The 19498-nt window shown below is 53.6% G+C and carries 18 protein-coding genes and 1 tRNA gene; 11 read left to right on the top strand and 8 right to left on the bottom strand.

Annotated elements, in window-relative coordinates; all coding sequences use genetic code 11:
- Positions 1–43: 43 nt before the first annotated feature.
- The 7 genes from AC01YT_RS05980 (at position 44) to AC01YT_RS05950 (ending at position 8193) form a co-directional block, all read left to right on the top strand.
- Positions 44–730, top strand: a complete 687-nt coding sequence (locus tag AC01YT_RS05980) for a response regulator (protein ID WP_476673609.1) — start codon at positions 44–46, stop codon at positions 728–730.
- A gap of 4 nt (positions 731–734) precedes the next feature.
- A complete protein-coding gene (locus AC01YT_RS05975; protein WP_476673607.1) occupies positions 735–2156 on the top strand; it encodes a sensor histidine kinase in 1422 nt (473 codons plus the stop codon).
- A gap of 264 nt (positions 2157–2420) precedes the next feature.
- A complete protein-coding gene (locus AC01YT_RS05970; RefSeq protein ID WP_476673605.1) occupies positions 2421–3911 on the top strand; it encodes a hypothetical protein in 1491 nt (496 codons plus the stop codon).
- Positions 3912–4009: 98 nt separating this feature from the next.
- Complete coding sequence (locus tag AC01YT_RS05965) at positions 4010–4612, top strand: bifunctional nuclease family protein (protein WP_476673603.1); 603 nt, start codon at positions 4010–4012, stop codon at positions 4610–4612.
- 124 nt (positions 4613–4736) lie between these two features.
- The gene (gene dnaB / locus AC01YT_RS05960; protein ID WP_476673601.1) at positions 4737–6110 is read left to right on the top strand and encodes a replicative DNA helicase; all 1374 of its coding nucleotides are present in this window, start codon (positions 4737–4739) and stop codon (positions 6108–6110) included.
- A 21-nt stretch (positions 6111–6131) separates the two neighbouring features.
- Positions 6132–6836, top strand: coding sequence for a DnaD domain-containing protein (locus AC01YT_RS05955; RefSeq protein WP_476673599.1), 705 nt, complete (start codon positions 6132–6134; stop codon positions 6834–6836).
- Between the two features lie 88 nt (positions 6837–6924).
- Positions 6925–8193, top strand: coding sequence for an ATP-binding protein (locus AC01YT_RS05950; protein WP_476673597.1), 1269 nt, complete (start codon positions 6925–6927; stop codon positions 8191–8193).
- Between the two features lie 74 nt (positions 8194–8267).
- Here AC01YT_RS05950 and AC01YT_RS05945 read toward each other — a convergent pair whose 3' ends face one another.
- From AC01YT_RS05945 to dnaG, 5 genes are all read right to left on the bottom strand, one after another.
- Entirely contained in the window at positions 8268–8441 is a 174-nt protein-coding gene (locus AC01YT_RS05945; protein WP_476673595.1) for a 4Fe-4S binding protein, read from the bottom strand.
- Positions 8442–8577: 136 nt separating this feature from the next.
- On the bottom strand, positions 8578–9294 hold the full coding sequence (locus tag AC01YT_RS05940) for a CPBP family intramembrane glutamic endopeptidase (protein ID WP_476673593.1): 717 nt from the start codon (positions 9292–9294) through the stop codon (positions 8578–8580).
- Positions 9291–9737, bottom strand: a complete 447-nt coding sequence (locus tag AC01YT_RS05935) for a bactofilin family protein (protein ID WP_476673591.1) — start codon at positions 9735–9737, stop codon at positions 9291–9293. Before AC01YT_RS05935 ends, AC01YT_RS05940 begins: the two co-directional genes overlap by 4 nt.
- A 57-nt stretch (positions 9738–9794) precedes the next feature.
- Positions 9795–10793: a hypothetical protein gene (locus tag AC01YT_RS05930; RefSeq protein ID WP_476673589.1), complete on the bottom strand. Its 999-nt coding sequence runs from the start codon at positions 10791–10793 to the stop codon at positions 9795–9797.
- Between the two features lie 5 nt (positions 10794–10798).
- Positions 10799–12703 carry a DNA primase gene (gene dnaG, locus AC01YT_RS05925; RefSeq protein WP_476673587.1) on the bottom strand — a complete coding sequence of 635 codons (1905 nt, stop codon included), beginning with the start codon at positions 12701–12703 and terminating at the stop codon, positions 10799–10801.
- A gap of 87 nt (positions 12704–12790) precedes the next feature.
- Here dnaG and AC01YT_RS05920 point away from each other — a divergent pair, with 87 nt between their 5' ends.
- Entirely contained in the window at positions 12791–13486 is a 696-nt protein-coding gene (locus AC01YT_RS05920; protein ID WP_476673585.1) for an acetyltransferase, read from the top strand.
- A gap of 35 nt (positions 13487–13521) precedes the next feature.
- On the opposite strand, the gene AC01YT_RS05915 is transcribed toward AC01YT_RS05920, so the two are convergent.
- Positions 13522–14832, bottom strand: coding sequence for a serpin family protein (locus AC01YT_RS05915; RefSeq protein ID WP_476673583.1), 1311 nt, complete (start codon positions 14830–14832; stop codon positions 13522–13524).
- A gap of 156 nt (positions 14833–14988) precedes the next feature.
- On the opposite strand from AC01YT_RS05915, the gene AC01YT_RS05910 reads away from it, so the two are divergent.
- A tRNA-Glu gene (locus AC01YT_RS05910) sits at positions 14989–15064 on the top strand.
- A gap of 39 nt (positions 15065–15103) precedes the next feature.
- Here the strand turns inward: AC01YT_RS05910 and AC01YT_RS05905 are convergent.
- A complete protein-coding gene (locus AC01YT_RS05905; protein ID WP_476673581.1) occupies positions 15104–16081 on the bottom strand; it encodes an inorganic phosphate transporter in 978 nt (325 codons plus the stop codon).
- Positions 16082–16086: 5 nt separating this feature from the next.
- Positions 16087–16716, bottom strand: coding sequence for a DUF47 domain-containing protein (locus AC01YT_RS05900; protein WP_315625617.1), 630 nt, complete (start codon positions 16714–16716; stop codon positions 16087–16089).
- 202 nt (positions 16717–16918) lie between these two features.
- Here AC01YT_RS05900 and AC01YT_RS05895 point away from each other — a divergent pair, with 202 nt between their 5' ends.
- Positions 16919–17959: a LacI family DNA-binding transcriptional regulator gene (locus tag AC01YT_RS05895; RefSeq protein WP_476673579.1), complete on the top strand. Its 1041-nt coding sequence runs from the start codon at positions 16919–16921 to the stop codon at positions 17957–17959.
- 106 nt (positions 17960–18065) lie between these two features.
- Positions 18066–19433: an extracellular solute-binding protein gene (locus tag AC01YT_RS05890; protein ID WP_476673577.1), complete on the top strand. Its 1368-nt coding sequence runs from the start codon at positions 18066–18068 to the stop codon at positions 19431–19433.
- Positions 19434–19498 lie beyond the last annotated feature (65 nt).

Genomic DNA, 19498 nt, shown 5'->3' with positions numbered 1-19498 from the left:
TCTGTGTTACGCTATAAGTAACCCGGTATGAAGGAACGGAATCATGCCAGCGACAATCCTGGTGGTAGATGATCAGGCCAGTGTACGGCAGTTGCTGCGCGAGTATCTAAGTGAACATGGGTTTCGTGTTATTACGGCCTCAGACGGCCAAAGTGCGCTTTATACGGCGCGGCGCGAGAATCCAGACTTGATCCTTCTTGATCTGATGATGCCCCACATGGATGGCTATCAGTTTATTAAACAATTTCGTCAGGAGCGCCAAACCCCAATCATTATCGTCACCGCACGCGAAGAAGAATCGGATGCGGTATTGGGTTTGGAATTAGGTGCAGATGATTATGTGGTCAAGCCCTTTCGTTTGCGCGAATTGGTAGCCCGTATTCGGGCTACGCTGCGGCGAGTTTCAGAGGAAGCCGAGCGAACAAAAACGCTCCATGTGGGCGATCTTTGGGTAGATGTGCAAGCCCATGCGGTAAGGGTGCGCGAGAAGGAGGTCTATCTGACCCCTTTGGAATTTGACTTGTTAGTCACATTGATGCGGGCGCCAGGACGTGTCTTTACGCGTGATGAACTGGCCAACCGGCTTGCAGATAGCGGCTTTGCGGGTGTGAGCAGTACCCTAAATGTTCACATCCACAACTTGCGGTGCAAGATTGAGAAAGACCCCGGTCACCCCGAATGGGTTGAGACCGTTTTTGGGGTGGGTTATCGATTGCGTAAACCGGAGTGAAATGATGCGTCAATCATTGTATTGGAAGATTACCCTGGCCTTTATCTTGGTGGCGTTCATCTCGGCGGCATTGGTGACATTGGTTGTACGAGCAAGTAGTCCAGAACGCTTGAGCCGTCTGATCATTGAACAACAACAGGAGACGCTTAAGCAATTATTGGTTAACTACTACGTGACACGTGGCTCATGGGAGGGGATTGAGCAAGCGTGGTGGCGACTGGAAACGAGGATGGTCCCTACACCAGTGGTTCGAGGGACGGATGCGGCTTCAGTCACACTGGTTGAACCTCAGGAGCGCCTCGGCTTCGATCGTGACCGGCGAAACCTCTTTGGTCTGGCCGATGCTGAAGGAAAGGTTCTTATAAGTGTGGATCCGGCTTATCCGCCGGGTAGTTCTATTCCGCTGGAGCGTCTCCAACGTGATGGTATTAAACTTAGCGTGGGCAACGCCCCAATTGGTTACCTGCTCCGGGCTGCACGTATGCCGGTCTTTAATCCGGCTGAAACGCTCTTTTTGCGCCGGACGTACCAGGCATTAGCTTTGGCACTAGGAGGGGCTTTGATCGTGGCCGTCTTGATTGGTGTGTGGTTGGCGCGCTGGCTTACTCGTCCCTTAAGGGCTTTGACGGAGGCAGCCCAGGAAATTGCTCAAGGAAATCTGGAACAGGAGGTTACAGTTGCCTCGAGGGATGAGATCGGCCAACTGGCGCAGGCTTTTAATCAAATGAGTCGTGAAGTGGCGCGGGCAAACCAAATGCGGCGGCAGATGACCGCCGATATTGCGCATGACCTGCGTACGCCGCTGACGGTGATTGCCGGGTATATCGAATCCATGCGGGATGGAGTCTTAGCCCCTACACCGGAGCGCTTTGCTATGATGTATACCGAGATTGAGCGGTTGCAAAAGATGGTGGAAGATTTGCGCCTTCTCTCCCAGGCTGACGCGGGTGAATTACGTTTAAATTGTCAGGCGGTACATCCTGGGGAGATCCTGGAGCGAGCAGCAAGCCTTTTTCAACACCGGGCCACACAGAAAGGTATCACGTTACGAGTTAACGGGAATGAGAACTTACCCCCCGTTTGGGTGGATGAAGATCGTATGATGCAGGTGATGGACAACTTATTGAGTAATGCGTTACGGCATACCCCAGCAGGAGGTGAGGTGATTTTAGAGGCGATATCTTTGGAGCACGGAGTGGAATTCATTGTACGTGATAGCGGCGAAGGAATTCCGCTGGAGGAGATTCCCAAGATTTTTGAACGCTTTTATCGAGCCGATAAATCACGCCATACTGAAGACGGCGAGAGTGGCCTGGGATTGGCGATTGTTAAAGCCATTGTGGAAGCGCATAAGGGGCGGGTCTGGGCAGTTTCGGTTCCCAGCGGTGGCACAGCTATTCACTTAGAGTTGCCTGTGGTTTTCTAGAAAAATCGCTCTAAAATTCTTAAATTGTTTTAATGCAAAGTTGACAAATATGGTGTATATTATCCATAGGCACCAAAAAGTTATTTAACGGTAGTTGGTGTCCCACCAGAACTGCAAGCCAGCGTGTCCCCCCCACGCTGGAAAAAAGGTAGATGGTGGCATTCCCTCCCTGAAGGGCGTCAGGCATGTCCCCCCCATGCCTGACGGCTCTTTTAAAGATATAGGTTATAATTTCTTCAAATACATTGGCTCGAGGGATACACTGTGGGGATTAATGAAGATTCTTCTCTTTCAGGAAAATGGTTAGCTTTGGGTTTGGTTGGAATAGGCGCATTCTCTGTTCCCTTACTTGGCTATTTTGTAACCTCACTTTTTATGCGTTACAGCGGGGATGATTATTGCTATGCAGCTTCACTTATTCAGTTTGGTTTTTGGAAGTCTCAGTGGCTATCTTATACACAAATTCTTACCTACCATGGTAATAGATATGCATTAACTCTTTTCTCAAACCTGGCTGATTTACTGGGACCAAGGTTTAATGGCTTTCTGCCAGGTATCATGCTTGTCCTATGGCTGTTGGGGTTAGCTTTTTTGCTGAAGACAAGTTTTGAGGTCTTTTCAGTTCGGGTTCTTCCCAAGCCCGTATTTGCATTTTGGTTGGCTGAAATCCTTGCGTTTTTTACCCTTTATCAGACTCCTGACATTGCACAGTCTTTATACTGGCGGTCGGGGATGCTACCCTATTTTGCTCCCGTTGTTGCGAATGTATTGCTTCTCTTAGGGGTGTTTCAAAGTGCATTTCGATCTTGGAGTCTACAGAGCGCTGGAGTTTTAGCATTTTTCTTTTCTTGGCTGAGCGGTGGTTTTTCGGAAACTGGTGTGATGTTTCAAGCAGGGCTTTGGGGGGCTATATTTGTCATTATTTGGTTTAATCGTAATCGTGCAGGTCACATGCGGTATATTTCACAATTAATACCTTTAGTACTTGCTGTTTTGGTTGGAACAATCATTGCGGCAATCACATTGGGGTTTTCTCCTACCCTTCAAGATCGAAATTTGCCTCCTCCAGAGTTAAGCCGAATATCAAAGAGCCTTTCAATAGCGGGGTGGAATACGTTTTTGTTGTATTACTCAATGCTTAGACAAAAGACATTGCCCATGTTACTCAATCTGGGATTGTTTATGTTTTTAGGATTGTCTTGGGCTCCACAAATGGATAAAAATTGGTTATTCATAAGGAATGTATTTTTAGCGTGGATTATAGGCTTGGCAATCACATTTCTATCTATGCTTCCATTTGCTTATGTTCAGCAATCTTATCCAGAGCCCAGGGCTTTGGTTATTATGCAATGGGTTGCTACTGTGTTGGTATCGTTATCAGGTTGGTCCATTGGAGGATGGCTCAAACAGGTTCTATTATCCAATCTAAAAGGTAAAACCAATCTTCTGTTTTATACCTCTCCTTACCTAGTTATTCTGTTTTTATGCCTGTTTCCAGTTTGGGAATCAAGACACATATACAATGACTTACCTCGGTATCAAAAGTGGGCTGCATTTTGGGATCGTCGGGACGCTCAACTACGAGACTTGGCTCGCCAACATGTCCATGAAGCTCAGGTGATTGAGATTGATCATATCATCCCCAATGTCGGCGATCTCTCCCCTGATCCTGGATATTGGTATAACCGATGTGCTTCCGCGTATTATGGCGTCCAATCCATCTCCGCGAGTTTACCCGGTTGGGATGAGAAATGAGTACCCCCTGACCAAGTCGCATTTGCATCCTCACTCTCACCGTGTTAAAATAGTTACAACGGTGGTTTATCCGGGTTACCCACGTGTCGAGGTCTGGTATGCCCAAAATGGTTGAAGTTGTTATTGATAGCGTTCGCGTCAGCCTCACCAACCAGCAGCGGATTGTTGTCTTGCGTGAGATCAATGCCGAGCGCTATTTACCGATCTGGATTGGCCCGTATGAGGCCGAGGCGATTACCATCGCCCTGCAAGAAATCGAAGTGGCGCGTCCTCAAACGCACGATCTGCTTAAGAACGTATTGAATACCCTGAATGCTCGACTGGTGCGGGTGGAAGTCGTTGCTCTACGTGATGACGTGTTCTACGGCAATCTGGTGGTGGAGCATAACGGCGAGGTGCTTAACATTGACTCGCGACCCTCGGATGCGCTGGCTTTGGCTGTTCGGGCGCACGTGCCCATTCTGGTGGCACGCGAGGTGATGGACGCCGCTAGCATCACCCCCGAGAAAGACCTCCAAGTCTCTGAAGAACCGACTGAACCCGCATCAAAAACCGAGATTCTCGATGAGGTGACGGATGAGCGCCTCTCGGTATTTGAGGATTTCTTGCAGAAATTGAACATTGAGGATCTTGATAACTCCGAAAGCGGCGAGGAAGGAGATGAAGAGAACCCCGACGAAGAGCCGCCCGAAAAACCCTGATGGATGAGTCAACAATCCGGGGTCTGCATGACCCCGGTTTTTATCTCACCGAGAGAGGCTTTTCAGGGTATCATTATAAAGAATATTGGTGTGGCGTCGAGACCGATAAGGAGAAAGAAGGACGATGGGCGAATTTCCCCCACTGGTAGAGGAAACGTCTTCTGCGCTTGAGCAGGCTCAACCTCATCACCGTGAAGCCGAAGAAGCGGTATTAGGGGCGGTGCTGATCAACCCAGAGGTGTATTTTGACCTGGCGCAGATTCTGCGCCCGGAGGATTTCTACATCGCCCGCAACCGCTGGGTTTGGGAAGCCTTTGTCCATCTAACCGAGCATCGCATCCCGATTGACTACCTGACGGTTTGCCAGGTCTTGGAAGAACAGGGCCACCTCACCGAAGTAGGGGGACAGGCTTACCTGCTGGCGTTGATTAACCAGACACCGACTTCACTCCATGCTGAAGCCTATGCTCGTTTGGTGCAGGAAAGTGCGATCCGGCGGCGGATGTTAGCTGCGGCGAATGAACTGGCGCGTCTGGCGTTTGACCCACGCCGCTCTGTGGATACCATCATAGACGAAGCAGAGAAGGCGGTTTTCGGTCTGAGCGAACGCCGCTTGCAGCGCGATGTGCAACCGATCCAAACTGTCCTTAGTGCCTATTATGACCGCATTGATCAACTCTCTCAGCGTAGTGATGAAATCTACGGCGTGCCCACTGGATTGATAGACCTGGATCGCTTGTTGGGCGGGATGCAGCGGTCGGATTTATTGATCGTAGCCGGGCGTCCCGGCTCAGGAAAGACCGGTTTTCTGCTCTCGGTCGCCAAAAATGCCGCTCAGCGTCATCGCAAGCGGGTGGCCATCTTTTCGTTAGAGATGTCGGCGGAACAGTTAGTGCAGCGTCTAATTGCCCAGGAAACCGGGATTGACACCCAACGTCTTCGTACCGGTAAATTGACCGATGAGGAATGGCCGCTTTTTACCCATGCCATTGAAGTACTCAGTGATACCCATATCTGGCTGGATGATACGCCGGCGATCACGCCATTGCAGTTGCGCACCAAGTGCCGCCGCTTGCACCTGGAGTATGAACTGGATCTTATTATCGTGGATTACTTGCAATTGATGGCCGGAGATACGCGCTCGGAAAATCGCGTTCAGGAAGTGTCATATATTTCGCGCAATCTCAAAATTCTGGCCCGTGAGTTAAATGTGCCGGTATTGGCAGCGGCCCAACTTTCGCGTGCCGTGGAACAGCGTGCAGATAAGCGCCCCATGCTTTCTGACTTGCGGGAGTCGGGCAGCCTGGAACAGGATGCGGATGTGGTCATGTTTATTCATCGCCCGGAAGGCTTGGAGAAAGAAAGCCCGCGGCGGAACCTGGCTGAGATCATTGTGGCCAAGCATCGCAATGGTCCGACCCATGGTGGGATTGAAGTGGTGTTCCTCAGCAACCTGGCTCGTTTTGATAACGCGGCCACCGTTCGTATGCCGGGCTAATTGGGATAGAGGTGAGAGACGATGGCAAGTTTTACGGGTTTTCCGGCGGGAAAGGTCGGACTGACGCGCATCCCTAACCCTTTCTTCACCGATTTATTGCCCGAGATTGACCATTTGGGCGAACTGAAAGTGACCTTATATGCTTTCTGGTTTCTGGAGCATCTAGAAGGGGCAGTGCGGTACCTCTCTTATGAGGATTTTGCTGCTGACCGGCGGTTGTTGCAGTGCTTAGGCGCGGATGAAGCCAGCGCCCGCGAGGCATTGCGCGAAGCGCTGGAGCGGGCAGTGCAACGCGGAACTTTCTTATGTGTCCACTACGAAGATGGGCAACGTGAAGGCACGCTATATTTCCTTAACACACCGCGAGGACGCGCTGCAGCCGAGGCATTGAAGCGGGGTGAATGGCGACCCCAGCAGTTGAATCATCCCGACGTAGCCCTGGAAATTGAACGACCGAACATCTTCCGTCTTTATGAACAGAACATTGGGCCATTGACACCGATGTTGGCAGAAGCCCTGCGCGATGCGGAGCGCACGTATCCTATGGCATGGATTGAAGAGGCAATCCGCATTGCGGTTGAGAATAACGTACGTCGTTGGCGCTATATTGAGGCCATTTTGCGAGCCCGGATGGAGCGAGAAGGTCATGGAGCCGATTGGAGAGACCCTGAAACGAATCGCCGCAAATATATCGAAGGCGAGTACGGACAATACGTCCGGCACTGAGAGTTCGCCACCGCGACAGTCAAATCTGCCCGGGGATCCCAACTGCCCTATTTGCCACGGTGTAGGCTTTGTACGGCAGGACTTGCCGGTGGGGCATCCGGATTTCGGTAAGTTACAGTTGTGTGTTTGTCGGCAAACCGAGGTCGTGCGGAGTGAACGTGAGGCCTTGTATCGCCTGAGTAACCTGGAAGCCTTCCGCAATATGCGGTTTGAAACCTTTCAGACTCAGGGGCGGCGTGGATTGGGGGACCGTCAAATTCAGTCCCTGGAACAAGCCTATCAGGTCAGTCGCCATTTTGCCCAAACGTTGCAGGGGTGGCTGCTGTTGATGGGCGGCTATGGTTGTGGCAAGACCCATTTGGCGGCGGCCATTGCAAATTTTGCGGTTGAGCAAGGGGTGCCAGTGCTCTTTCTCACCGTACCTGACTTGCTGGATTGGCTACGCTTTGCGTTTGAAAGCACAGATGCAAACTTTGAGGCACGTTTTGAGGAGATTCGCCACATTCGCTTGCTGGTGCTGGATGATTTGGGCACTCAGAATACCACCCACTGGGCGACGGAAAAACTTTACCAGATCATCAATCATCGCTATCTCTTGCGCTTGCCCACGGTGATTACCACCAACCTGACCCTGGATGACCTGGATGGTCGGATACGTTCACGCTTGATGGACGCTGATTTGGTCACACGGGTGGAAATTCAGGCGCCAGATTATCGTGTTCCGCTCAGTGAAGAAGCGTCTTCGCCGTTCTCCTCGCTGGATCTGTTGGCGGATCGCACCTTTGGCAATTTCAGCCTACGAGAAAATGAACCCCTTTCTCGTGAGGTGTTGGAGAGTTTGCAAAAGGCTTATGAAGCGGCCATGGCCTTTGCCGAATCCCCACAGGGATGGTTGGTGTTAATGGGTGATTATGGGTGCGGAAAAACGCATCTGGCGGCGGCAATTGGAAATTACCGCAAGGGCTTGGGGGAAGACCCCTTGTTTGTTGTCGTTCCCGATTTACTGGATCATCTCCGGGCGACCTTTGGCCCTGTCAGTACCATCTCGTATGATCGTCTCTTTGAGCAGGTACGCAATGCCCCGCTGTTGATTCTGGACGATCTGGGTACCCAGAGTGCCACCCCTTGGGCCCGGGAGAAACTTTATCAGATCTTTAATCATCGTTACAATGCCCGCCTTCCCACGGTGATCACAACGTCCAGCACGTTAGAGGATTTGGATCCACGTATTCGTAGCCGCATGCTGGATTTGCGATTGTGCCGTATTCACGCCATCTTGGCGCCGGCCTATCGGGTCATGCCGGCGTCTCCTGAGAGCAAAGGTGGGCGCAGTACACGGCGCGCGCGCCAGGCCTGAATCGAAATAGAAAGATAAAAAAAACACTCACCCCGCAAAGGGGCGAGTGCGTTAGCGCCGGAGGGCAAAAACCATTAAGCCTGGTGAATAGCCCCGTTAGGGCAGACCTCAGCGCAGTTGCCACAGTCCTGGCATTTCGTGGCATCAATCACGTACACGCCGTCTTTCTCGAAAATTGCGCCGTGTTCGCACTCGGTTTCGCACGCACCACAGGCAATGCAATCATCCGCATTAATCACATACGCCATAGTTGGTCTCCTTGGGATTGAATTAATCCGATTAATGTATCCAATTGCTGGTTGAAGGATAGCACAAAGAAAAGATCCCTGTCAATCCGAGGGCATGGGCCATTTGTCATAAAAATCGGCCTGAAAATGTCATCATTTAGAGAGCACGCAACCAGTCAGAAAAGCCCCGGTAAAGTGCCCCGGCCAGAACGTGGTTGCTCTTCTGCATGATCCAGCCGAGCAGTAGACCCTGGGCAAAGGCGATTCCTAAGGTCGTGACCATTGTGGTGACGGGAGCGGTGAGTACCCAGGGCAACCGCCATAGCGCAAAGGCCAAGCCATTCACGAGTAGCCCAGTGCGTGAACCTAGCCAGGCTGACCAGCGGGGCAGTAAATAGCCACGGAAGATGCTTTCTTCCCCCACTGCCACGATCAGGCTCGTGATTAAGGCTTGCCCCTGTTCGTGGGAAATGCCCTTTAGGAGATGCGTAAATTGCCCGCGCAGGAAAAGGGTGATGAAAATCAGCCCTAACCCTAACTGGAGTGCCGGAAGAAGGGTTGCCTGCCCCCAACCGGCGCTCCGCAGGGGTTGCCCGCGGGCTACCAACGCCCCGAGATAGAGCAAGAGCGTCATCCCCATGATGTTGACTTGAGCGGCGGAGAGCGGGGAAACTGCTATTCCGGCGGTGCGGAGGTAAAGCAAGGTACTGGCCAGTGTCAACCCAAACAATGCCGATGCGATGCCACCTTCGCGGCGGGGGTAACGAAAGACTAACGAGGGGTGGCGGAAGCGCGGGCTGAGGGTGAGCAACAGGGTGACGGCCACCACGCCCATTACTTCGATCAGGAACAACAGCCCTTCGCGCCAGGTCATGCTGGTGAATTGTCTGTCCCTTCAGTGGATTTGTCGGGGGTGGATTGACCTTCGGGCGGTTCGAGTTGCAAATCTACTTTTTCTTCCATGCGCACCTGCCCACGCAGGAAGGCACCTTCTTCCGTGGTAAACGTCACGACTGTGACATCGCCCCACACGCGGCCGGTGGAGCGGATTTCCAATTTTTCGGCAATCACATTCCCATAGAGCGTTCCGGCTACAACCACTGTATTGGCGCGCAAGGCTTCACATGTAACCCGACCGCTTTCGCCTATCACTAAAAGGCCGCGGAGGTGAATTTCACCCTCAAATATGCCCTCAATACGTACGCCGCCACTGCCGCGCAAACTGCCCGTCCAGGTCAGGCCAGGGCCAAGCACAGAGGTGATGCGTTCGGTGGGCGTCATGCCAGCCGCAGGTGGGGGGGAAGGTTTGCGAAACATGGATTCACACCTCCAAGGTTTCTACCGTTCGGATATCCTGAGTGTAGGCATTATACCCTAAGGGGCTAGGTTGGGATCGGCCACATACTGCCACCAATTGAAGGCAATCCCATCGCGCTGACCGGTAACATGAGGAAACAAACTTAGCCACCACAGGTGATGCAATCGCATATCGCCGTTGCCCCATTCACTGCAATCCACCCATTGAGGTGCGCCACTCAGATCGGGAAAATTGCGCCAGTTGCGACAGCGACTGAGCACCGGGGTGGGGTTGCCCCAATCGTAATCAGCGCGACTGTTGGGCGCATAATGGACGGTGCCGCATTCAGCCTGGCCAGGATGGGTTTTTTCACAACGGGTAAATCGTTCCCAGAGGTTGGCGTCACTGCTAGTGCGTTGGAAGACGCGGTAAAGGATAAACTCTGCCCGATGAGCAAAGGCTTCTAACATCTCACCCACGCCACGTTGATAGTTAAACCCCATGATTAGAAAACGCCGCCCTGCGATTTGCCCATTCGTCAAGGGTGGAGCGTTGCAAAAGAAAGGGTTTGGGCCAGCCATAACCGATTCATAAAACCCAAAGAAAGGTCCACCAAAGCACCAGACCTCGTCAATGATTCCATCGCGCACTTTCTCTAAAATCCGGTAGGTTGTAAACAGACGGGTATAGTCCACTGTGTCGGGCTGATGCCCCTGACCGCGTTGTAAGGCGTCCAGGTATGCCTCGGGGGTGTAGATAAACCCATCCACTTTGGCGGGTATACCGTCCACGGTCACGCGCTCAGCGATTTGGTAATTGAGATAACCATAACTGACCGCTTGAATGTCCGCGATGAAGGTTGCAATCAGATTTTCGGGCGAGTTCCAGCCCAAGGCTTCGATGAGCCGCTGCCCACCTTGTGAGGGAATCTGAGGGTTAAAGACAATCATCAAAACCCGGCGGCGGATGGGCGTTGGGGTTCCTCCAACCGGTTCAGAGGGGGGAGAGGGAGGAGGTGATGTGGGGGTGCCAAAGAGGGAACGTAGAAAATCTAGAAGGGCTTTTAGGATGTCCATATGGTTCAATCCGGTTGCAAGGGTTGGGCTAAGGCTTTTTCAAGAAGGGCACGCAGTTGAATCAATTGAGGGATCAGAGGCGCAATCTCATTGCCAACCTGAGTGTCCTCCTCCGATCGGTTCTCATGTAAGAAGCGATATTGCTGAAGCGCAGCGTTGACCCGGGCAAGGCGCATTTTGACTAAGGTGCGGGCAATGTCTTCTAATTGCTGCTCGGGGGTCGGCTCGCCATGGGGAAGGGGAGCAAGAAGGGCTTGCAGAAGTTCCTGAAGTGCCTCACCAGTGTGTTGTTGCAGGTAAGGTAGCACTTCCATATCATCCTGGTCTAGAGCTTGAAGAAGCGCCTGGGCTAAAGCCTGGTGTGAGGCTTGCTCAAAATCCTGCGGCGAAAAGCGGCTTAGCCCGGCTTGTTGTAAGATGCGATTGAGCAGGTAAAGGTTCTCGGGGTGGCGCAGAAGCAGGCGTAGGCAGTGAGTCTCCATAGCATGGAGTGGGGGTTGGGTGTTGATCAGTGGAGAGACAATCCGTGCGGCTGCGGGGGTCGTGCCGCGCTGCCGGGATAAGGCGGATCGGGCGGGAGTGGCCCGCAAGAGAGCGCGTTCATCCACGCGCAGTAGGCGTGCCAGACGCTGACGATAATCTTCGCGCTCAACAGCATCGGGCACATCTTCGATCAACGGCAATACCTGAGCGGCAATCTCACGTTTGGCTTTGGGGTCATTCAGGTCGCGTTCGGCTGCCAGCGTTTCCATGACGTGGATCACGATAGGCTTGGCATGCGCAACCAGGTCTGCCCAGGCCTGAGGGTTGCTCAGCACGACTTCATCCGGATCTTGACTGGGGGGCAAGGTGGTTACCCGCAAATCGGCCTGTAGGCGAGCCTCATGGTGCAACAGACCGCGGGCATCAAAAATCAGTTCATCTGCGTGATCCATGGCTTGACGGGCGACCTCTAATCCCCGTAATGTGGCTTTTTGGCCAGCGGCATCGGCATCCAGAGCCAGGACAATATGGCGGGTGAAGCGCTTGAGCAAGCGCAATTGATCCTCGGTGAGGGCGGTGCCCATGGGTGAGACGACATTGGTAAAGCCAGCTTGATGCAACGCAATGACATCGAGATAGCCTTCAACGATGACCACCTGATCCTGAGCACGAATCGCCTTGCGCGCCTGATCCAAGGCGTAGAGCAATTTGCCTTTATCGAAGAGTGGTGTCTGAGGGGTGTTGATAAACTTAGGCACATCCTCAGGATTGAGCACGCGGGCGCCAAAGCCGGCCATGCGTCCTTGGGGGTCGCGGATGGGGAACATAATGCGGTGGCGAAAACGGTCATAAACGCCCTGACCATCCTCGCGCTGCACAACCAAACCGACTTGAAGCAGATCCTCGACACTGTATCCCTTGCCCAGGAAGTAATTGAGGGCGGCATCCCAACGATTGGGTGCATAGCCAAGGCCAAACTGTAAGATTGTCTCATCCCGTAAACCGCGTTGGTGGAGATAATCAAAGGCTAACCGTCCTTCGGGGGTCTGGGTAAGGTAATGTTGATAAAAGGTGACCGCGTTTTCGAGTAAATCGCGTAGGTGTTCCAGCGCCTGTTCTTCCTCGGGTGGTGCGGCCTCAATTGGGCGCAATGCTACACCGGCGCGTTCGGCTAGGTAACGTAGCGCTTCGCTAAAATCCCAGTTCTCTTTCTTCATGACGAAGCGGAAAATATCTCCCCCTTCGTTGCATTGACCAAAGCACCGCCAGGTGCCCGTTTCGGGAAAGACCACAAATGAAGGTGTGCGGGTATTCGGGTGAAACGGGCAGAAGCCAATATAATTTTTACCTGTGCGGCGCAATTTGACCGTCTCGCCGACCAGATCCACAATATCAATACGGGCTTTTATCTCGTCAATAACCGACATATCGGGTTAATCGGCCTGATTGGGCAAAGTGGGCTTGGTGTTTCAAATATAACATAGGGTTTGGGCTTTTGTGATATAAAAAAAGAGATGGGCGTTCCGGTTTTAACTGATCTAAGGGCTGATTTTAACCCAACAGCGGTGGTGCTTTATGGTGGCGGTGGTCACGGCAAGGTCTTGATTGAATTGATCCAAGCCTTGAGGTTGTATCGTTTGGTAGGAATCGTAGATGATGGATTGACCGCAGGCGAGCACGTGTTGGGTGTGCCGGTGCTGGGAGGGGCGGAGGTTTTGCCGCAATTGTATCAACAAGGGGTGCGCTTGGCTGTAAACGGTGTTGGGGGAATTGGTCGCCCCGAGGTGCGATGGCGGGTGTTTGAGACCCTTCTTTCAGCGGGTTTGACCTGCCCGACATTGGTGCATCCGGCGGCGTATGTTGAGCGGAGCGCCCGATTGGAAGGCGGTGTGCAGGTGCTGCCCCAAGCGTATATCAGCAGTGCGGTCAAGATAGGGTTTGGCACGGTTATTAACGCGGGGGCAGTGGTTTCTCATGACTGTGTGCTTGGGCAGTGTGTTAATCTCTCACCAGGAGCATTGCTTGCAGGCGGGGTGCTAGTGGAGGATTTTGTGCAGATCGGTATGGGGGCAACGGTCAACATTGGTATCACGATTGGCCGCGGCGCGCGGATCGGAAACGGCGCCACGGTCAAGGCGGATGTACCCCCCGGAGGTGTAGTGCGCGCTGGTACTATTTGGCCTCCACCGGCGTCTCCCCAAGGCGGTTGAGGTTTTCCGCCTTGGGGAGAGAAACATGTAAGTGCTTAGGGTTGAAGCACGCGTCCGACAAAGAGGATGCTCCCGCTCTGGTGATCGCGGATGAGGAAGATGAAAGGACGATCAACCCGCAGGGTAGCCGAACGCGCGGGCATGGAGGTGCGTTCCATGATGACCGCTGTGGTTGCAGCGGCTTCGGTGCCGGCTTCATCCACGGTCACAAATCCCTTGTGCACCACGTTTCCAATATAGAGGCCGGGGGGGTATTCGCTCATGGCGGTGAAATCGGCTTGTTCGGGATCGAAGGCAATTTTCATCCCCATATCTTCAAGGGTTGTCTTGAGGCTTAGACGGGCGTCATACGTAAAGCGGGGCATGGATAAATCGAGTTGGGTGGGTTCAAGATGGGTCAGGATTTCGTTCAGATAGGACGGAGTGAGAGTTTGTTCGAACGCCCTGAATTGCCCTATGGTGGGCACGATCAGCACCATTTCGTAATCACCACCGGCATAGGGCAAGGCCGCCGCCTGGTACCTCTCGCCTTCGGCATAGGCGAGTTCCTTGTTGAGATGCATCATAGGAACACGCACTTTCTGCCCGTTTAGAGGGGTAAACTCTCCCTCCTGAGTCTCCTCAGGTTTGAACGGATAGCGCCAGGCCGCTTTAAAGTAGATGGCGTTAGTTAGAACCAGGCGGGTTTGGGGCGTGATATCCCCTTTTTGTAACAGGTCACGAATTTTATCGCGGGTTTGTTCGGCCACCCAGGCGTTGATGCGTTGGCGTGCTCCTTCGGGATTGGTGGTAAAGTCCAAGGTCTGCAAGCCGGCGTTGTAATTCTCGGCTAATAGGTCGAGAAACGCACTGCGGAAGGGTTCATCTTTTTGGCCCCATAACGCATTGGCAATGTGAAGTTCAAACGGGGGTTCCTCGGCATTGGGTGATGCGGGTGGGGCGGTCAGGCGTTGATTAAGAGTATTTAGGGCGGGGTGTAGGCGTTCCGGAGGGAGGGTAAAATGAAGCGTTTGGGCCATGGCTTCGGCCGTTTGACCAGCGGCGCCGGCATAAGTCATGGCCAGGGCAAGGGTAATACTATAGGGTGAGTAAAACAAGTTGCCCTCTTCATCCCGTAAATGCTGATAGAGATCAAGGGCAAAGGCGGTATTACCCTCAACTAGGGTTTGCAGGTCGGTTTCGGGCACGTTGGCTGGGCTACGATAGGGTTTGTCGGAACGTACCGGGATGATCTCACCCGAAGGTGGGGGTGAGGTGGGGGTAGGTTGGGGTGAAGGCAAAGTGCAGGCAGTGCTAAGCAAAGTGAACAAAATGACGGTCAGCAGGCTGGATTTCCAGGTAGACATGGGCACCTCCTCCTTGCAATTTCGTTTGGGTTGGACATGATTTAAGACGCTGATGAGGGATTGGGAGTTCCGTTTACGCCAGGGTGTGGGGTGCACATTTTCGTTGACAACCCCCTCTACCCATGATAAAATTTGCCACGCTCGGAGTTCCAATAGGCCCCCATCGTCTAGCGGCCTAGGACGTGGCCCTCTCAAGGCCAAAACGGGGATTCGAATTCCCCTGGGGGCACCAGAAGCTAATAAAGACCGCCTCATCGGCGGTCGTGTTGGTTTAAATTTGCCCTAATGCCATGTAGAGTGCTGCGGCGAGCAGCGCGGTAACCGGAATGGTCAGTACCCAAGCGAGAGCGATTTGTCCCGCCACGTTCCAGCGAACTTTGCTCACGCGGTGGGCTGAGCCAACACCCAGAATGGTTGCGCTGACCACCTGGGTGGTGCTCAATGGCCCGCCCCACAGTGCAGCGCCCAGGATGACCAGGGCAGAAGCTACCTGGGTACAAAACCCATCCACCGGGCGAATTTTGTAGAACCGCCGCCCCAGGGTGCGGATCAGACGCCATCCACCAATTGAGGTTCCCAACGCCATGACCCCCGCGCTAGCTGCGACGACCCACACCGGCACCTCAAAACGCACCAGGCTACCTTGCGCCAGCAATCCCAAGATGATTACTCCCATGGTTTTCTGTGCATCATTCGTGCCATGGCTGAGTGCCAGTGCAACCCCGGTCAGAATTTGGGCGTTCTTGAAGAACCAGTTGATGCGTAGGGTGGCGTTTCGGGCGAGGTAAAACACCAGGCGGGTGATTAAAAACCCCACGACCAGCCCGACTAAAGGGGAGAGGAACAGCGCTACTAGGATTTTAATCAAGCCGGCACCGCGGATCGCCGAGGCTCCTGCAGCAAGCAGGGTGGCGCCGATCAAACCGCCGACCAGGGCGTGGGAGGAGCTGCTGGGGATGCCAAAATACCAAGTAAACACATTCCACACGATACCTGCTAGCAGGGCGGCGGCTAGAACTTGGGGGCTAATGGCTTCTGCTTGGATGACATCGGCGCCAATAGTTTTCGCAACAGCATACCCAAAGAGGAATGGCCCTGCAAATTCGGCTAGGGCGGTGAGCAGAAGTACCCAGCGTGGGTTCATCACCCGTGAAAAAATGATGGTCGCCACGACGTTGCTCGAGTCGTGGAAGCCATTCAGGAAACCAAAAACCAGCGCCAGGACGATGAGAAGGGTAAGCCAATCCATGGGAGTTAGGAGATCTTCATGATGACATCGGCGATAACGTTCGCTGCGGCATCCTCGCGGTCAGCGGCATTACTCAGATGGCGGTAAATTTCGCGCACCTTGAGGATGGTCATCATCTGTTTGAGGTTCTTGGGCTCGCGGAATAAACTGGCCAGGGCTTCGCGGTAAACGGTTTCCACTCGATTTTCCAGGGCTTTGGCACGCTGGGCATGGTCACTGGCGACACCGTAGTGGCGTGTGCCCAGGCGCTGCATGGCCAAATCAATTTCCTGAGCAGCATCATGTAGCAAAGACACCATGCGGATCATATAGGGGGTGGTGGGAACGTCCAGGATTTCCATTTCGTCCACGGTGGTGTAAGCATAATCCAAGACGTCGTCAATTTCACGCGAAAGAGCAAAGATGTCCTCGCGATCAAAGGGAGTGATAAAGGTGCGCATTAATTCTTCAATCAGAATGCGACGTACTTCGTCGGCCTCTTTTTCAACTTCAGCCACCTTACGCGCCAATTCGGTATTGCGTTTCTCCATATAATTGCGCAGCAATTGGAGTCCTTTGACCGTCAGTTCGGTTTGGGTCATCAATAATTGCAAGAATTTATCGGGTTTGGGGGTGAAAATCTTGCGCAGATTCATGTGCTCGCGTCCTGAGGGGGTGAATTCGCAGATTGGGTGTGCGGACGATGTGGATTGATTATAGCAGAGTTTAACAAGAGGTTAACAGAGGCCATGATGCAATAATCGGCAACATTTATTTCCGAAAGTGGCTCTTGACTTTGCAAAGAAACTTCTGTATGATGAAATTGCTAACACGTGTTAGCAAGCATCTGGAGGTGCGATGGCCACGCGAAAACGGGTGACAGCACAGGATGTAGCCAGGTTGGCGGGGGTATCACGAACGACCGTTTCCTTCGTGTTAAACAACGTGACCGACATGCGCATCAGCGAAGAAACGCGCCAGAAAGTGCTCGAGGCGGCGCGCTTGCTGAACTATCACCCCGATGCCGTGGCGCGGCGCATGGTCACCGGACGGACGCGCGTGGTAGGATTCGTGCTGCGCCAAAGCCCTGAGCAAGCCTTTGCTGACCTCTTTCTGCCTCAGGTACTAAATGGTCTCAGTCAAGCAGCAGCGCGCCAGGGCTACCAAGTCTTGTTTGAGCCCATTCCCCCCGACCAATCCAATACGATGTATTCTCGCTTGGTCAATGAGCGCCATGTAGATGGGATTATCCTTTCTGGTCCGCGCTTTGATGATGAGGATTTATTGCGCCTGCATCGCGAAGGGGCACCGTTGGTGCTGATTGGACGTCTGCCAGATGTGGAGATTCCCTATGTGGATGTAGACAACATCGGCGGCGCCCGTATGGCCACAGAGTATTTGATCCAAAAGGGGCACCGTCGCATCGGACTGATCACCAACGCGCCTTTGTCCTACACCGCAAGTGCGGAACGCCTCTCCGGTTATCGCCAGGCGCTGGAAGCTGTAGGGTTAGCTTTTGATGAAACCCTGGTGCGTTATGGGAATTTCACCCCCCACAGCGGTTATCAAGCTATGGCAGCGCTGCTTCAGGTGCGTCCCTTACCCACGGCGGTCTTCGTGGCTTCAGATACGGTTGCCCTAGGAGCACTGCAGGCCATCCGTCATGCAGGATTACGCATTCCCTCCGATATCTCTCTGATCGGTTTTGATGATATCCCCCTGGCCGGCTTTTTGGATCCACCACTGACCACCATCCACTTACCGGCGTTTAACCTGGGCTGGGAAGCAGCTGAGATGCTTCTACAGCGTTTGAGCGCCGGGGAGGCAACCCCACCTTATCGGCTATTGGCGACCCACTTGGTGGAACGCGAATCGTGCGCTCCGCCCAGGAAATCCTAGGGACAACTCTGAAAGGAGGTGATGTGCAGGTTGATGAGTGTCGTGGCTCTATCGCTTGTCTCTGTACGATTCGTCTGTTTATCCTGACAACACCTAGGAGGAAAAGATGTTTAAGCGTATCTGGAAAGTTATGGTCGTCCTGGTGGGTCTGGCGCTGCTGATTGCCGCTTGCGCGCCAGCGGCAACTCCCACTCAGGCACCCACCCGACCCCCTGCGGAACCGACTCAACCGCTGGCACAACCTACCCAACCCCCTGCGGAACCCACTCAGGCGCCAACGGGCGGGATCGACTGCATGGGTGCTAAACCCGGTGACGAACTGACCATGCTCTATCAATGGTCAGGGCAAGAGGAAGCACGCCTGAATGAGATTCTCAAGCCATTGGTGGATGCCTGCGGCATTGTGATCAAGCCCGAATCCACCCGCGATCAGGCGCTCCTGGATACCAAGGTGCAGGCCGGCACACCTCCGGATGTGGCGTTCTGGAACGTCGCACAGTTGGTGCAGTACCAGGACAAACTGGTGCCTATGGACGTACTGGGTGCGCATCGTGAAAACTATGCTGATTTCTTCGTCCAGCCCGGCACCATCAACGGCAAATGGCTGGGCCTGCCAGTCAAAGCGGATATCAAGACCATCATTTGGTACAGCCCGGCTGTCTTCAAAGCCAAGGGTTACACCGTTCCCACCACCTGGGAGGAGTTGGATGCTTTGGTAGAGAAGATGGTCGCCAATGGGGATGTGCCCTGGAGCATGGGTTTCGAATCTGGCGATGCCACCGGCTGGACCGGATCTGACTTCATTCAGGACATCTTGTTGGTCAAACGAGGTCCCCAATACGTACTGGATATCATTGATGGCAAGGTGCCCTACAACGATGCAGGCGTGAAAGAAGCCTATGAGATTTACGGTAAATGGGCGAAGGACCCGAAGTACACCGTGGGTGGTGCCCAGGGCACGCTCTCTACCGGCTTCCTGGATGCCATTTACAAGGTCTTCTCGGATCCGCCCGAGGCCATGATGGTGCGCCAATCCGGTTTTGCCGGCGGTGAGATTGCCCGCAAGTACCCTGACCTCGTCTATGGCGAAGATTATGACTTCTTCATGGTACCGGGTGCTCAGGGCTTGCAGGGTGGTGCGGACTGGATGATGGCGTTCCGCGATACCCCCGCCGTGCGCGCGTTGGTGGCTTACCTCTCTTCGGAGCTAGGTGGAGCGAACTGGGCCAAGGCCGGCTTTGATCTCTCACCCAATAAGGGCGCGACCGGTAACTACACCGATCCGGCGCTGTTGAAGAAGGGCGAGATGCTGGCGAATACCCAGGGCTTCACCCCCGATATCGGGGATACCATTCCCGGCGGTTTTGGTAAAGCTGAGTGGACCGGGATCATTGAGTTCATCAACGGCACCAAAGACCTAGATACCGTTCTGGCAGATATTGCCAAAGTGCAGGCTGAAGCCCTCGGGAAGTAATGTGGGCCGAACCTAACCGTTGACCGTTTGCTTTTCCCCGTTGCCCCTCACGCGAGTGGGGGGCA

This window comes from Thermanaerothrix sp., assembly GCF_056331585.1.
The sequence above is the reverse complement of the archived record's forward strand: the minus strand, read 5'-3'. Positions and strand labels throughout refer to the sequence as shown.

What these genes read in the sequence shown, in the direction of transcription:
- AC01YT_RS05980 (WP_476673609.1), top strand. Translation starts at nt 44, where the DNA reads ATGCCAGCGACAATCCTGGTGGTAGATGATCAGGCCAGTGTACGGCAG.
- AC01YT_RS05975 (WP_476673607.1), top strand. Translation starts at nt 735, where the DNA reads ATGCGTCAATCATTGTATTGGAAGATTACCCTGGCCTTTATCTTGGTG.
- AC01YT_RS05965 (WP_476673603.1), top strand. Translation starts at nt 4,010, where the DNA reads ATGCCCAAAATGGTTGAAGTTGTTATTGATAGCGTTCGCGTCAGCCTC.
- dnaB (WP_476673601.1), top strand. Translation starts at nt 4,737, where the DNA reads ATGGGCGAATTTCCCCCACTGGTAGAGGAAACGTCTTCTGCGCTTGAG.
- AC01YT_RS05955 (WP_476673599.1), top strand. Translation starts at nt 6,132, where the DNA reads ATGGCAAGTTTTACGGGTTTTCCGGCGGGAAAGGTCGGACTGACGCGC.
- AC01YT_RS05945 (WP_476673595.1), bottom strand. Translation starts at nt 8,441, where the DNA reads ATGGCGTATGTGATTAATGCGGATGATTGCATTGCCTGTGGTGCGTGC.
- AC01YT_RS05940 (WP_476673593.1), bottom strand. Translation starts at nt 9,294, where the DNA reads ATGACCTGGCGCGAAGGGCTGTTGTTCCTGATCGAAGTAATGGGCGTG.
- AC01YT_RS05935 (WP_476673591.1), bottom strand. Translation starts at nt 9,737, where the DNA reads ATGTTTCGCAAACCTTCCCCCCCACCTGCGGCTGGCATGACGCCCACC.
- AC01YT_RS05930 (WP_476673589.1), bottom strand. Translation starts at nt 10,793, where the DNA reads ATGGACATCCTAAAAGCCCTTCTAGATTTTCTACGTTCCCTCTTTGGC.
- dnaG (WP_476673587.1), bottom strand. Translation starts at nt 12,703, where the DNA reads ATGTCGGTTATTGACGAGATAAAAGCCCGTATTGATATTGTGGATCTG.
- AC01YT_RS05920 (WP_476673585.1), top strand. Translation starts at nt 12,791, where the DNA reads ATGGGCGTTCCGGTTTTAACTGATCTAAGGGCTGATTTTAACCCAACA.
- AC01YT_RS05915 (WP_476673583.1), bottom strand. Translation starts at nt 14,832, where the DNA reads ATGTCTACCTGGAAATCCAGCCTGCTGACCGTCATTTTGTTCACTTTG.
- AC01YT_RS05905 (WP_476673581.1), bottom strand. Translation starts at nt 16,081, where the DNA reads ATGGATTGGCTTACCCTTCTCATCGTCCTGGCGCTGGTTTTTGGTTTC.
- AC01YT_RS05900 (WP_315625617.1), bottom strand. Translation starts at nt 16,716, where the DNA reads ATGAATCTGCGCAAGATTTTCACCCCCAAACCCGATAAATTCTTGCAA.
- AC01YT_RS05895 (WP_476673579.1), top strand. Translation starts at nt 16,919, where the DNA reads ATGGCCACGCGAAAACGGGTGACAGCACAGGATGTAGCCAGGTTGGCG.
- AC01YT_RS05890 (WP_476673577.1), top strand. Translation starts at nt 18,066, where the DNA reads ATGTTTAAGCGTATCTGGAAAGTTATGGTCGTCCTGGTGGGTCTGGCG.